General features: G+C 44.7%; 14 protein-coding genes and 1 riboswitch. Of the genes, 1 reads left to right on the top strand and 13 read right to left on the bottom strand.

Annotated elements, in window-relative coordinates; genetic code table 11:
• Nucleotides 1-80: 80 nt before the first annotated feature.
• The 10 genes from oppF to moaA all read right to left on the bottom strand — a co-directional run bounded on the left by oppF (nt 81) and on the right by moaA (nt 9,063).
• Nucleotides 81-1,067, bottom strand: a complete 987-nt coding sequence (gene oppF / locus AB6D06_RS00580) for a murein tripeptide/oligopeptide ABC transporter ATP binding protein OppF (RefSeq protein WP_017062172.1) — start codon at nt 1,065-1,067, stop codon at nt 81-83.
• A complete protein-coding gene (locus AB6D06_RS00575; RefSeq protein ID WP_012603544.1) occupies nt 1,064-2,035 on the bottom strand; it encodes an ABC transporter ATP-binding protein in 972 nt (323 codons plus the stop codon). Before AB6D06_RS00575 ends, oppF begins: the two co-directional genes overlap by 4 nt.
• Nucleotides 2,036-2,077: 42 nt before the next feature.
• Nucleotides 2,078-2,980 (bottom strand): oligopeptide ABC transporter permease OppC, encoded by a 903-nt coding sequence (gene oppC, locus AB6D06_RS00570; RefSeq protein ID WP_017067675.1) that lies wholly within the window; start codon nt 2,978-2,980, stop codon nt 2,078-2,080.
• Between the two features lie 15 nt (nt 2,981-2,995).
• Nucleotides 2,996-3,916 (bottom strand): oligopeptide ABC transporter permease OppB, encoded by a 921-nt coding sequence (oppB, locus tag AB6D06_RS00565; RefSeq protein WP_017067676.1) that lies wholly within the window; start codon nt 3,914-3,916, stop codon nt 2,996-2,998.
• Between the two features lie 103 nt (nt 3,917-4,019).
• A complete protein-coding gene (locus AB6D06_RS00560) occupies nt 4,020-5,651 on the bottom strand; it encodes an ABC transporter substrate-binding protein (protein WP_016767672.1) in 1,632 nt (543 codons plus the stop codon).
• A 631-nt stretch (nt 5,652-6,282) separates the two neighbouring features.
• A complete protein-coding gene (gene moaE, locus AB6D06_RS00555) occupies nt 6,283-6,738 on the bottom strand; it encodes a molybdopterin synthase catalytic subunit MoaE (RefSeq protein ID WP_372109816.1) in 456 nt (151 codons plus the stop codon).
• A gap of 2 nt (nt 6,739-6,740) precedes the next feature.
• Complete coding sequence (gene moaD / locus AB6D06_RS00550; RefSeq protein ID WP_055319720.1) at nt 6,741-6,986, bottom strand: molybdopterin synthase sulfur carrier subunit; 246 nt, start codon at nt 6,984-6,986, stop codon at nt 6,741-6,743.
• On the bottom strand, nt 6,983-7,462 hold the full coding sequence (gene moaC / locus AB6D06_RS00545) for a cyclic pyranopterin monophosphate synthase MoaC (RefSeq protein ID WP_004734026.1): 480 nt from the start codon (nt 7,460-7,462) through the stop codon (nt 6,983-6,985). Before moaC ends, moaD begins: the two co-directional genes overlap by 4 nt.
• 12 nt (nt 7,463-7,474) lie before the next feature.
• Nucleotides 7,475-7,987 carry a molybdenum cofactor biosynthesis protein B gene (gene moaB, locus AB6D06_RS00540; protein ID WP_004734027.1) on the bottom strand — a complete coding sequence of 171 codons (513 nt, stop codon included), beginning with the start codon at nt 7,985-7,987 and terminating at the stop codon, nt 7,475-7,477.
• An 86-nt stretch (nt 7,988-8,073) separates the two neighbouring features.
• Complete coding sequence (gene moaA, locus AB6D06_RS00535; RefSeq protein ID WP_026012219.1) at nt 8,074-9,063, bottom strand: GTP 3',8-cyclase MoaA; 990 nt, start codon at nt 9,061-9,063, stop codon at nt 8,074-8,076.
• A riboswitch (molybdenum cofactor riboswitch) is annotated at nt 9,052-9,204 on the bottom strand. Its footprint overlaps the gene before it by 12 nt.
• 194 nt (nt 9,205-9,398) lie before the next feature.
• Here moaA and AB6D06_RS00530 point away from each other — a divergent pair.
• Nucleotides 9,399-10,286, top strand: a complete 888-nt coding sequence (locus AB6D06_RS00530) for a YvcK family protein (protein ID WP_017062178.1) — start codon at nt 9,399-9,401, stop codon at nt 10,284-10,286.
• Between the two features lie 74 nt (nt 10,287-10,360).
• On the opposite strand, the gene luxU is transcribed toward AB6D06_RS00530, so the two are convergent.
• From luxU to uvrB, 3 genes are all read right to left on the bottom strand, one after another.
• Nucleotides 10,361-10,705: a quorum-sensing phosphorelay protein LuxU gene (gene luxU, locus AB6D06_RS00525; protein WP_017062179.1), complete on the bottom strand. Its 345-nt coding sequence runs from the start codon at nt 10,703-10,705 to the stop codon at nt 10,361-10,363.
• A 24-nt stretch (nt 10,706-10,729) separates the two neighbouring features.
• A complete protein-coding gene (luxO, locus tag AB6D06_RS00520) occupies nt 10,730-12,118 on the bottom strand; it encodes a quorum-sensing sigma-54 dependent transcriptional regulator LuxO (protein WP_004734031.1) in 1,389 nt (462 codons plus the stop codon).
• Nucleotides 12,119-12,420: 302 nt separating this feature from the next.
• Nucleotides 12,421-14,451: an excinuclease ABC subunit UvrB gene (gene uvrB / locus AB6D06_RS00515; RefSeq protein WP_017066592.1), complete on the bottom strand. Its 2,031-nt coding sequence runs from the start codon at nt 14,449-14,451 to the stop codon at nt 12,421-12,423.
• Between the last annotated feature and the right edge of the window lie 20 nt (nt 14,452-14,471).

Raw genomic sequence — 14,471 nt, 5'->3', positions numbered from 1 at the left:
AAGCCTAAGACAAAAAAAGCGCGACTCTAATAACTAGTCGCGCTTAAGCCTGTCACAGGCTGAACCGTTTTAAATAGGCTCTAGACTTGTACGTGCAAGCAAGATACTGCGTGAACGTCATCGCCTTGAATCGTTGGCTTAGTTTGCGCACACGCCTCTGTTGCTTGTGGGCAACGAGTACGGAACACACAACCTGATGGCGGATTGATTGGCGATGGGAGATCACCTTCCAACATCTGAATGGTTTTGCTGCGCTCTAAGCGTGGGTCTGGAATTGGAACTGCAGACATCAACGCTTTGGTGTATGGGTGCTTAGGATCAGAGAACAATGCATCTGATTCGCCAAGTTCTACCGCATTACCTAGGTACATCACCAATACGCGATCAGAGATGTGTTTAACAACCGACAAATCGTGCGCGATGAATACCAAAGACAAACCTAGCTCTTTTTGTAGCTCCTTCAGAAGGTTAACTACTTGAGCTTGGATAGATACATCCAGTGCAGAAACAGGTTCATCACAGATGATCATCTTAGGTTTCAAGATAAGCGCACGTGCAATACCAATACGCTGACACTGACCACCAGAGAATTCATGAGGGTAACGGTTGATTACGTTGGGTAGTAGACCAACCTTTGCCATCATCTCTTTAACTCTGTCCTTCACTTCTTGTTTAGAAAGTTCAGGGAAGAAAGTCTCTAGAGGCTCAGCAATAATATCGCCTACTGACATACGTGGGTTAAGCGATGCTAGCGGGTCTTGGAAGATCATCTGAATCTCTTTACGAGTCTCACGACGCTTCACTTCCTGCATCTTAGTTAGGTCTTGACCTAACCACATCACTTGACCTTCAGTCGCTTCAACCAAGCCGATAATCGCACGGGCAAAAGTCGACTTACCACAACCAGACTCACCTACTACACCCAGAGTCTCTCCTTCGTAAAGGTGAACATCAACACCATCAACCGCTTTAAGGTTTGATGGTTTTGCCCAAGGCCAAGCAGACTTAGCTGCAATGCTAAAGTGAACTTTCAGGTCTTTAATATCTAATAGTAATTCTTTACTCATTTTGTCCAAGTCTCCCAATCTGAAAAACAAGCACGCTGACGGTCTTTAGCAAATGGCTGCAAAATCGGTGCTTCTTGCTTACAACGGTCCATTACACGGTGACAACGGTCTTGGTAAGGACAACCTGTTGGTAGGCGAAGTAAGTTAGGTGGGTTACCTGGAATCGTCGGTAGAATTTCACCTTCGGTATCCAAACGAGGAATCGCTTTAAGCAGGCCTTCCGCGTATGGGTGGCTTGGCTCGTAGAAGATTTCATCAACCGTGCCGTACTCCATTGTACGACCCGCGTACATCACAAGTACTTTGTCACAAGAACCAGCAACAACACCCAAGTCATGGGTGATCATAATGATTGCTGTATTGAACTCATCTTTTAGTTCGTTCAGCAATTCCATGATTTGCGCTTGAATGGTTACATCCAGTGCCGTTGTTGGTTCATCAGCGATAAGCAATTTAGGACGACACAGCAGTGCCATTGCGATCATCACACGCTGACGCATACCGCCCGAAAACTCGTGCGGGTACATAGTGATACGCTTGCGTGCTTCAGGGATTTTCACCGCTTCAAGCATGCGTACTGATTCTTCAAACGCTTCTGCTTTACCCATGCCTTTATGCAGCATAAGTACTTCCATCAGCTGATCACTTACTTTCATGTAAGGGTTCAGTGAGGTCATTGGATCTTGGAAGATCATCGCGATCTGTTCAGCACGAACCTTGTTCAGTGCTTTTTCAGGCAGGTTGAGAATTTCATTGCCTTCAAACTTTGCACTGCCTGAGATGATGCCGTTCTTAGCCAGCAGCCCCATCAGTGCAAATACCGTTTGTGATTTACCTGAACCCGACTCACCAACAATACCCAGCGTTTCGCCTTGGTTAAGTGAGAAGTTCAAGTCGTTTACTGCGGTTACGATACCATCTTGTGTGGTAAATTCGACGCGCAGATCTTTGACATCTAATAAGCTCATTATTGCTTCCTTAATCTTTTATAGCTTTTAATTGCTATTTCGTTATCTGTCTTTTGGATCAAGCGCGTCGCGCAGACCATCACCTACGTAGTTAAAGCAGAACAGCGTAACTACCATGAATGCCGCAGGGAATGTCAATTGCCAGATTGCAACTTCCATTGTTTGCGAACCTTCTTGAAGCAATGCGCCCCAGCTTGTCATAGGCTCTTGAACACCAAGACCAAGGAAAGATAAGAATGATTCTGTAAGGATCATGCTTGGAATAAGCAACGTAGAGTAAACCGCTACGATACCCAGTACGTTCGGTACGATGTGACGTGTAATGATCTTCCATTTGCTTACACCACATACGTGTGCAGCTTCAATGAACTCTTTACTACGTAGGCTCAACGTTTGACCACGTACAATACGCGCCATATCTAGCCAAGCAATCGCACCAATAGCAACGAAGATTAGGACGATGTTACGACCAAAGAACGTTACCAGTACGATTACTAGGAACATGAATGGCACTGCGTACAAGATCTCTAGGATACGCATCATCACTCGGTCAGTACGACCGCCGATGAAGCCTGAAGCTGCACCGTAAAGCGTACCAATCAGTACCGCTACGAATGCGCCCATCACACCAACCATCAATGAGATACGACCACCGATAAGAGTACGAACGTACAAATCACGGCCTAAGCTATCAGTACCAAACCAGTGGTCCGCGCTTGGCGCTGCATGCATTGCGTACCAGTCAGTATCATCATAAGTGTACTGAGCAAGCATCGGTAAGAAGATAACCGCCAGTACCATAAGCGTAAGAATAAACAGGCTTACCATTGCCGCTTTGTTTCGCATAAAACGAATGCGGGCATCCTGCCACAAACTGCGACCTTCAATCTCTAAACTCTCAGAGAACTTTTCGATCGCTTCTAAATTTTCTTTTTTCTTCAACATAACCATGCGTCCCTGTTAGTAGCGAATTTTCGGGTCAATTAGCGCTAGCAAAATATCAACGATTGCGTTGAACAAGATGAATAGGAAACCAATCAAGATGGTTACACCCATTACTAGCGAGTAGTCACGGTTAAACGCGGCGTTAACAAACAGCTTGCCGATACCTGGTAGGCCGAAGATGGTTTCAACAACAACAGAACCTGTAATGATACCTACAAACGCAGGTCCCATATAAGAAACGACAGGCAGCAGTGCTGGCTTCAGTGCATGTTTTAGAACGATGTAACGGTAACTTAGGCCTTTTGCACGAGCAGTTCGGATAAAGTTACTGTTTAGCGTTTCAATCATGCTACCGCGAGTAATACGAGCAAATGTGGCTACGTAAAGAAGAGACATCGCGATAACTGGCAGGACGATGTACATATAAGTACCGCCGTGCCAACCACCTGCTGGGAATATGTTCCAGTGCAGAGAGAACAGGTAAATAAGCGCTGGAGCCAACACGAAGGATGGCATTACTACCCCGAGCATAGCGGTCGACATTATGGTGTAGTCAATCCAGGTGTTGTGCTTCAAGGCGGCAATCGTCCCGACCGATACTCCCATAATCAGGGTAAAGATAAAGGCAATAAAACCTACCTTCGCAGATACTGGAAGTGCGACTGCGATCAGCTCATTTACGGTGTAATCTTGATATTTGAATGATGGACCAAAGTCACCTTGAACGATGTTAGTCAAGTACGTGGTGTACTGTTCAAATACAGGTTTATCTAAGCCGTATTTAGCTTCGATGTTAGCCATAACTTCTGGCGGTAATGGGCGTTCGCTCGAAAACGGGTTACCCGGTGCAAAACGCATGAGAAAGAAAGATATAGTGATCAACACCAACATGGTTGGAATCGCTTCGAATATCCTTTTCATAATGAATTTAAGCATAAACTCACTCTTTTCAGTCTGTGACAATTAAAAATTAAATAGACACTGCGTGCGATTTCTCGCACACAGGTCTAAGTTAGTTATATTTTATTTTTATAGGAGGTTATTTTGCTTTGATATAAAGATCTTTTGAATAGATCTTATCTTCGGCGTTACCTTCTGGGTAACCACCTAGCTGAGGTGATACAAGACGTGTTGTAACGTACTGGTAGACTGGAGCAATTGGCATGTCTTTAGCTAGCAATTTTTCTGCTTCGATGTATAGCTTAGTACGCTCTTCTTCTGAAGTAGAGCTTAGTGCTTTATCGATAATCTTGTCATAGTCTGCGCTCTTATAGTGCTGACCAGCAGTTGTATTTTGACTAACCATCAATGTTAGGAATGAAGATGCTTCATTGTAGTCACCACACCAACCTGCACGAGCAACGTCAAAGTTACCAGTATCTTTACTGTCTAGATATGATTTCCACTCTTGGTTTTCGAGTTTCGCGTTAATACCAAGCTCTTTCTTCCACATTGATGCGATTGCTACAGCAAGCTTCTTGTGGTTTTCAGACGTGTTGTAAAGCAGGTTAAATTCAAGTGGGTTGCTCTTCGTGTAGCCCGCTTCTTCAAGAAGACGCTTCGCTTCAGCAATACGCTCTTTTTGAGAAAGTTGACCATACTCTGGAGTTACCGGGTCAAAACCAGCAGTAATTTCAGGAGTCAAGAAGTAAGCTGGTTTTTGACCTTGACCAAGAATCGCTTTCGTCACGATGTCACGATCCATCGCATAAGACATTGCTTTACGAACACGTACGTCGTCGAAAGGTGCTTTCTGTGCATTAAATTGGTAGTAATAAGTACACAGGTTACCCTTAATGTTTACATCTTCTGGGTATTCTTTCTGTAAGCGACGGAAGTGCTCGTTAGGAACTTCGTATGTGAAATCTAGTTCGCCAGAGAGGAAGCGGTTCATTTCCGCTACTTGGTTTTCGATTGGTAAGAATGTTACTTTGTTAAGAACTGTATGTTCGTTATCCCAATAATTTTCGTTGCGTACTAGTTCAAGACGCTCGTTAACTACCCATTGATTTGGAACAAATGCACCATTACCAACAAAGTTTTCAGGCTTAGTCCACTGGTCACCGAATTTTTCAACAGTTGCTTTATGTACTGGCTTCACTGTTGTGTGACCCATCATCATTACGAAATATGGGACAGCTGTATCTAAAGTCACTTCTAACGTGTAGTCATCTAAAGCTTTAACGCCTAGTTCACTCTTGTCTTTCTTACCCGCAACGATGTCTTTCGCATTCGCCATCTTGGTATATTCCATGTACCAAGCGTATGGAGAAGCAGTTAAAGGATCAACCGCACGTTGGAAGCTGTAAACGAAGTCATTTGCCGTTACAGGATCGCCGTTAGACCATTTTGCGTCTTTACGTAGGTGGAAAGTGAATGTTTTGTTGTCTGTCGTTTCCCAGCTTTCAGCTACTCCTGGGATAGTATTGCCGTCGCCATCTTGGTTCACTAAACCTTCTAGAAGGTCACGAATTACGTGAGATTCTGGTACACCTTGAGATTTGTGAGGGTCGAGTGTTGCTACTTCAGTACCATTACCGCGAACCAGTTCCTGAACTTTTGCTAGTTCAGTGCCTGCTGGAACTTCAGCAGCGATAGAAAGAGTAGAAGTGGCAGCCACTGCCAAACCAGCACCTAGAAGAAGGGCCTGAGTGATTTTATTCTTGTACATTTAATAAACTCCAAGTTTTCCGTATTGCATCCATGACTTCTTTGCTTGGTTCACTGAACGGCAGTGATTTAGATTTATTTAGCTCAAATTTTAAGCATAAAAATCTAAAACCTTACAAAGATTGAGGCACACACTATCAACCATTGAAGTAATTTGCCATAAACAAGTCGCAAAAAATCGGATAATTCTCCGAATTACTCAAGGTAACAGTGTAAATCTCTAATAAAAACCTAATGAATAGTGAGTTACACATAGGGATTAATTAAAAACAGCCTTTAGTGTTGATGTATCTGTATTGATACTTTTTTTTAGCATCTTATGCTAGAACACGGTCAGCAAATTAACATTAATGCCACATGAAATCTAATTGCACATCACATATCCCCTAAATAGACTCCACTATTTGTGAGGATTATCACTTTATACAAAACAGCATAATGCACTGCACCAAAACAGATTTAGAAATGCACCAAGACAGGCAAAATCACGTACCGAATTTATATGCAACTTGAATGATTAACCATTTATTAATACACCACTTATTTATAAATAGCTTTGTAGCACGTACAAAAAAACTGACTTTAATAGTCGGCTTTTAATATTCGTTCTGAAGGTGAGTAACCTTGGGTGATTATTTTTCCCAACGCTCTGCAGCTTTCGCGTCTGAGTCTCGAGAGTCAACCCAACGAGTTGCTTCAGTGGTGCGTTCCTTCTTCCAAAACGGCGCTTTGGTTTTTAGGAAATCCATCACAAACTCACTGGCTTCAAAGGCCGCACCGCGGTGTGCACTGGATACACCAACGTAAACAATCTGGTCACCGATATCTAGGTCACCAACACGATGGATAACTCGCATCTTTTGGATTGGCCAGCGTGCCTCAGCTTGATCACAGATCTCGCTCAGTGATTTCTCTGTCATACCCGGGTAGTGCTCCAGAGACAAACCTATCACATTGTCGCCAAGGTTCATGTCGCGCACTTTACCAACGAACGTCACAATCGCTCCGGCAGCTGTACCTTGAGCCAAGTAGTCGTATTCGTCGCCTACATAGAAATCCTCAGCTGTCACTAATACTCTTGGATCCATGCTTAGCCTCCAGTCACTGGTGGGAAGAAAGCAACTTCGTCGCCGTCTTTCACTTCAGTCGTCAAAGGCACGATAGATTGGTTAAGCGCAGCCAGAAGCTTGCCCTCTTCCAAAGCGATATCCCATTTGCCTTCTTGTTCTACAAGGTGGCTGCGAATCGCTTCAATCGTTTTGAACTGTGCATCAACTTCAACGCTGTCCACACCAACAAGTTCACGAGTTTGAGCAAAGAAAAGTACTGTAATCATGATTCCACCTTGAAGTGACCAGATTTACCACCCGTCTTCTCTAACAGGCGTACATTCTCGATAACAATGTCTTTCTGAACAGCTTTACACATATCGTAAATCGTTAACGCAGCAACAGAAGCAGCCGTTAGCGCTTCCATCTCTACGCCCGTCTTACCCGCAAGCTTACAAACAGATTCGATGCGAACCTTGTTTTCAGACTCGATAGCTTCAAGCTGCACTTCTACTTTAGTTAATAGCAGAGGGTGACACAGGGGAATCAGATCCCACGTCTTCTTAGCCGCTTGAATACCTGCGATACGTGCCGTTGCGAAAACATCACCTTTATGGTGGCTACCAGAAACAATCAGCTCTAGCGTTTCTGCCGACATTTGAACGAAGGCTTCCGCTCTCGCTTCACGTACTGTTTCCGCTTTAGCCGATACATCGACCATGTTTGCTTCGCCAGACGCGTTAATGTGTGTAAATTGGCTCATACTCAAACCGCCTTATACAGAAAGGTGTGGCATGAAGTTACAAGGACGGTGGCTAGCATCCATCTGTTGCTTGATGATCTTAGTCCAACCGGTGCGGCAAGCGCCTGTAGAACCTGGCATCGCAAAGATAACCGTGTGGTTAGCAAAACCCGCAATCGCACGAGATTGAATTGTCGAAGTACCGATCTCTTCGTAAGATACTTGACGGAATAGCTCACCAAAGCCTTCTACTTCTTTGTCGAACAGTGGCTTAAGCGCTTCAGGCGTGCTGTCACGAGAAGTGAAACCAGTACCACCCGTGATCATGATAGCTTGTACGCTTTCATCAGCGATCCATTTAGATACGATCGCACGGATCTTGTACATGTCATCAATAACGATTTGCTTATCAACCACGTTGTGACCCGCTTCTTTAGCATGCTCTGCTAGGTAACCGCCTGAAGTGTCGTTTTCTTCTGTACGAGTATCTGAAACCGTTAGTACTGCGATGTTTGCTGCTTGGAATTTGCTTTCTGCGTGACCCATTTGTTCACCTATATAAATTTTTCATTAGACTGATTCGCCCAGCCTGAAGAAGCTGAGCGATAAAATGCTTTAGAGTGTGTAGCGGGTTAACCGCCGATTGACGCCAAGTTTGGAGTCATGCCGCTGTTGCCATCGTGTAAGAAGTGGCTAACGGACTTGGTTTGAAGCTGAGCCTGAATTCGATCAATGAGTTCTTGCTCTTGTTGATCTTCTTGAATCAGATCTCTCAGTTCAACACCATGGTCGCCAAACAGACATAAGTGAAGTTTACCGGTCGCAGAAACGCGCAGTCGGTTACAACTCTCACAAAAGTCTTTCTCGTAAGGCATGATCAAACCGATTTCACCCTTGTAGTCTGGGTGGACAAACACTTGCGCCGGGCCATCGTTAACGGCTTTGACTTTTAACAGCCAACCATTAGCAATAAGCTGGTTGCGAATCGCAACGCCAGACACATGATGTTTATCGAACAACTCGTCCATCTCGCCGGTTTTCATCAGCTCGATAAAACGTAATTGAATAGGTTTGTCTTTGATCCAATTAAGGAAGGCTGGTAATTCCTGACTATTGAGGTCTTTCATTAATACGACGTTGACTTTGACTTGTTCAAAGCCAACCTCAAACGCTTTATCAATGCCTCGCATAACCTCAGTAAACTTATTCTCACCAGTGATCTGATGGAACATGCGCGAATCTAAACTATCCACGCTCACGTTTATATGGGTTAAACCAGCATCACGCCATTGCCCTACTTGTTTCTCCATGCGGTAGCCATTCGTTGTGGTGGCTACTTTTTCGATGCCTGGAGTAGAAGCAACGGTATGTATGATTTCAGGAAAGTCTTTACGCAGACTCGGCTCTCCGCCTGTAATGCGGATCTTTGAGGTACCACAATCTGCAAACGCTTTAACAATGCGTTTGATCTCGGGAACACTTAAAAAAGACGAGTTTTTTTGCCCTGACGGTTTGTAACCATCTGGCAAGCAGTAAGTACATTTAAAGTTACAGACGTCTGTAACCGACAAGCGCAAGTAATAAAACTTGCGATGGAATCTATCTTCGAATTGTTGCGCCACGGAACACCTTTCCAAACACGGGAGGCATAATCATTTCCAATTAAGCCCTTGTGACAACATGTCACTGGCTCTTGATGCGTATCGGTACAGCAAATACCACTGTGCGACTTAGCATGCGAGAGCTCGGAGTTATGGCAACTGAGCGTTATATTCACACGCGCAGTAGCTGAGTAATAAAATACTTAATATTTGTACGTGAATCTAGCTCTGATGGTAAAAAACGGGTCACATCGGCAAAAAAAACGTATCAAACGCTCAAAATAACTCTTGTTGAGTATATAGCGAGAAGCATTTAACCTAAATTATAGTTGGTAATAACCTAACAAGAACAATAAATGAATATTTACTCTTCAAAGAAAGTCGTAGCAATCGGCGGTGGCCATGGCTTAGGTCGCATGTTAGCTGCATTAAAAGACTTTGGTAACAACGCAACTGGCATTGTTGCAACGACAGATAACGGCGGTTCCACCGGACGTATTAGAGATTGCCAAGGTGGCATCGCATGGGGAGATACACGCAACTGTATCAACCAATTAATCACAGAGCCTTCAATCAGTTCGATGATGTTCGAATACCGCTTTCGTGGTCAAGGTGAGCTAGACGGTCATAACTTGGGTAACCTAATGCTGACGGCGTTAGACAACCTTTCCGTTCGCCCATTGGAAGCAATTAACCTGATTCGAAATATGCTCAAGGTCGATGTCAATATCGTGCCGATGACTGAGCATCCTTCAGACCTCACGGCTCTATCAATGGACGGCCGCTGGGTTACCGGCGAAACCAACGTTGATGACATGACGGAAAAGCTGCGCATGATGGACTTGTCTCCAGAAGTGCCAGCAACCAAAGAAGCCGTTGCTGCCGTTGAGCAAGCAGACTGCATTGTCCTTGGCCCTGGAAGCTTTTTAACCAGTGTGATGCCCCCTCTTCTCCTTCCAGAGATTGGCAAAGCAATCTCTGAGAACACCAAGGCAAAAGTTATCTTCGTTGAAAACCTTTCACCAGAGCACGGTCCCGCAGGGAAAATGACGCTTCAAGAGCAATTGGAGTGGTGTGAACGTACCTGTAAGGCAAGGAAAATAGACATCGTGTTAGGCAATGAACCTCACCCGGAACTAGAAGTGCAATGGAATTGTGTGACCACAGATCTTGCATCGGCAAACCGAGATTGGCGACACGACCGTGTGAAGCTTCAACAAGCCATTGAAGCCCAGTTGGCGTAGCCATAGGTTCAAGCGACAAACAACAAAAAAGGAGCATGCTGCTCCTTTTTTAATCTCAGTAATAACTCGCTGTTTTAAAGGTCCGTCATCAACTGCTGATATTCAGTGTACGTCGATAACAGGAGGTCTTGCATATCTTGAAAATCAATCTCGGTTACAGGCAACGCTTGCTTCACTTTTGCGTCTAAGCTAATCGCAAAACTACACAAAGAATCCGCACCAAAGCTTGCTGCGCTGCTCTTAAGCGCATGACTGATATCAGCCAAGTACTTAGAGGTATCCGACTCTTTATTTATCTCTAGGTGTTCGTAGTAGCCTTTCAACTCACCTAAAAAGATTTCCAGTAAAACCGGGACATTCTCTTGGCCTATTTCGCCGGCAAGCTCATCAACTTTTTGCTGATTTAATACTTTCGTCATTATTATTTTCTTATTGTTTGTTGATTACTGCTTCGCATTCCACGTTTGCAACTTACGGTATATCGTCGATGGACTGACATCTAAGAAACCTGCCGCACGAGGGATGTTGCCATCACACGCTTTAATGGCCTGCTCGATAGCCGTTTTCTCAGTGATCCACAATGGGAAAATATCTTTTACCGTGATGTCTTCATTCTGCTTCTCTTTCAATCGCAGACTGTTTTCAATCGGTTGGTTCAACGGTGGTGGAAGCATGTTGAGAGTAATCTCTTTGCCGTTATTCAAAACCACCACGTTCCGCAACACGTTTTGTAGCTGACGAACGTTACCCGGCCACTCATATTGATTAAAGCGATCAAGTACTTCCTGAGCAAAACGTACAAACGCCTTCCCCTCCTCGACCGACATATAGCCTAGCAGAGAATACGCGATCTCGATGACATCTTCACCACGCTCACGCAATGGCGGCAAGTGCAATGGAATCACGTATAAACGATAGTATAAATCTTCTCTAAAGCGACCTTCTTGTACTTCTTTCCAAGGGTCACGGTTGGTCGCACACACAAAACGAACGTCGACACTCTTCATCTTCGAAGAGCCGACTTTTTGGAAAGTACCGGTTTGGATAAAGCGCAGCAGCTTGGTTTGCAGCTCTAAGTCCATTTCGCACAGTTCATCAAGGAACAGTGTTCCACCATCAGCAAGCTCAGCAGCACCTTGGCGATCGGTCGCAGCACCGGTAAAGGCACCTTTAACGTGGCCAAACAGCTCACTTTCAATCAGGTCTTTAGGGATAGCGGCACAGTTAATCGCGATGAACGGCTTATCGCCACGCTTACTCGCCGCATGAATGGCTTCTGCACATACCTCTTTACCGGTACCACTTTCACCAGTAATGAAAATGCTCGCCTTACTCGATGCAGCAGAATCGATAGTTCGGTAAACCTGCTGCATGGTTTGGCTGCTGCCGATAAAACCTTGGTAGTTCTGGTTTCCCGGGTGTTCCGAGCTATTTTTAAGTTTGGTGGCTTTGCGGATCGCATTATTCACCGTAATACGGAGTCGGTCGGCTTCACACGGTTTGATAAGGAAATCTTGAGAGCCATGACGCATCGCTTCTACAGCGGTATCGATAGAGCCGTGAGCCGTCATGAAGATAACTGGAACTTCAGGGTATTTTTGTTTTACAGCAAATAGTACGTCCATACCCGTCATATCAGGCAGACGTAGATCTAATAAAATAAGGTCTGGGATTCGATGATTCAAACTCTCGATTGCATCGCGGCCAGTGCCGACAATGTTGATATCAATTTCGAGCGGTGTAAGATACGAGCGATATAAAGCTGCTACCGAAGCGGTATCCTCTACCATCAACAAATACTTCGATTTGTTATCTAGCGTTTTTGATTGCATATCCTAGCCATTTATAATTTGCATTTCTTATTATAGTCGCATTCCGCTTTGCATTATGCAAATTAGCCACAGTATTTGTAGTGTGTTTTTTTACTTGCTTCAAACAATCAATGTTTTATCTATCTGGCACGAACGATGCAACGGTATAAATGACCTTCGGGTCACCTAGCCAACTGACGTTGTTAGTGGACCGATTGTTCACAAACGTAAGCCAGTAGAACATTTACTACTGGCTGTTTTTTTGTCTGAAACACTCTCAATTCTTGTGTTGAGGGGGATCAATTCTCGAGCGAAAAGTGAGATTAGCTGTTGGTAATAAACTGCTTTCTTAACTGATCAATTTCATCACGCTTCTGTGCGGCCAATTCAAATTCCAGATTCTGAGCATGCTGATACATCGCAGATTCTAGCTTGCTGATCTCTTTATCAAGCTGTTGCGGCGTAAGTACTGCATAACTTTCAGAAGGCTCTGCCACCTTAGATAGTGGAACTTGTTTCGATTGGCGCTGCTGCTTCGACTTGGTTAGATCACCCAGTTCCATAATGTCTTTGATATTGCGTTTCAACGCTTGCGGAGTGATGCCTTGCTCTTCGTTGTAGGCTTGCTGTTTCTCGCGACGACGATCGGTTTCATCAATCGCTTTTCTCATCGACTTAGTAATCGAATCACCATAAAGGATTGCTCGACCTTCCAAGTTACGAGCAGCACGACCAATGGTTTGAATCAGAGAACGCTCAGAACGCAAGAAGCCCTCTTTATCTGCATCAAGAATCGCCACCAGCGACACTTCAGGCATATCCAAACCTTCACGAAGTAAGTTAATGCCCACTAACACATCGAACTTGCCCAAACGTAGGTCTCGGATGATCTCTACACGCTCAACGGTATCGATATCCGAGTGCAAGTAACGCACTTTAACGCCGTGCTCACTTAGGTATTCGGTTAAGTCTTCTGCCATTCTCTTGGTCAACGTGGTAACCAAAACACGCTCTTCTTTCACTGAACGGATTCTGATTTCAGACAGCAAGTCATCCACCTGCGTCGCGACAGGTCTTACTTCGATGATTGGGTCTAACAGACCAGTAGGACGTACCACTTGATCAGCAATCTCGCCATCTGATTTTTCAATCTCGTAATTACCTGGTGTTGCCGACACAAAAATCGTTTGTGGGGCTATAGACTCAAATTCTTCAAACTTCATTGGACGGTTATCCAATGCAGAAGGCAGTCTAAAACCAAACTCGACCAAGGTTTCTTTACGAGAACGGTCACCTTTATACATCGCACCAATTTGCGGCACAGTCACGTGTGACTCATCGATGATCAGCAAACCATCATCAGGCAGGTAGTCAAATAACGTTGGCGGCGCTTCCCCTTCCGCACGGCCGCTCAAGTATCGTGAATAGTTTTCGATACCGGAACAGAAGCCAAGCTCAGTCATCATCTCAATATCAAACTGAGTTCTTTGAGAGATACGCTGCTCTTCCAAAAGCTTATTGTTGTCTTTTAAGTATTGAGCACGATCGCGCAGTTCGTCCTTGATGTTCTCAATCGCCTCAAGGATTTTTTCTCTTGGCGTTACATAGTGAGTTTTTGGATAAACCGTAAAGCGCGGCAAGTCTCTTTGTTTCACCGCACCAGTCAGAGGATCAAAAATACTAATGCAGTCCACTTCGTCATCGAACATCTCAATTCGAACCGCATCTTGGTCAGATTCAGCCGGAAAGATATCAATCACCTCACCACGAACACGGAACTGACCACGTTCAAAGGCGACATCGTTTCTTGAATATTGCAGCTCAGCCAATCGACGCAGGATGTCTCGCTGATCCATCACCTCGCCACGACTCAAATGAAGCATCATCTTCAAATAAGACTTAGGATCACCCAGACCGTAGATAGCCGACACAGAAGCCACAATGATGGCGTCTTTTCGTTCTAATAAGGCTTTGGTTGCCGAAAGCCTCATTTGTTCGATATGAGCGTTCACAGACGCATCTTTCTCGATGAACGTGTCCGTGGTTGGAACGTAGGCTTCAGGTTGGTAGTAATCGTAGTAAGAAACGAAATACTCAACGGCATTGTTTGGAAAGAAAGATTTCATCTCACCGTAAAGTTGAGCCGCCAATGTCTTGTTAGGCGCTAACAGAATCGCAGGTCTTTGAGATTGGGAAATGACGTTGGCAAGGGTAAAGGTTTTACCTGAGCCCGTTACCCCTAGTAGAGTTTGATGTGCCAAACCAGAATCTAATCCGTCTAGTAATTTGGTTATCGCTGTCGGCTGATCACCGGACGGGCTGTAGTCCGATACCAAGTCAAAGAGTTTACTCATAGGTCGCCATTTCCATACTG

This window comes from Vibrio sp. 10N.239.311.G01, assembly GCF_041465805.1.
GTDB lineage: Bacteria > Pseudomonadota > Gammaproteobacteria > Enterobacterales > Vibrionaceae > Vibrio > Vibrio crassostreae_C.
Note: the sequence above shows the minus strand (reverse complement) of the source record. Positions and strands in the feature narration are given on the sequence as shown.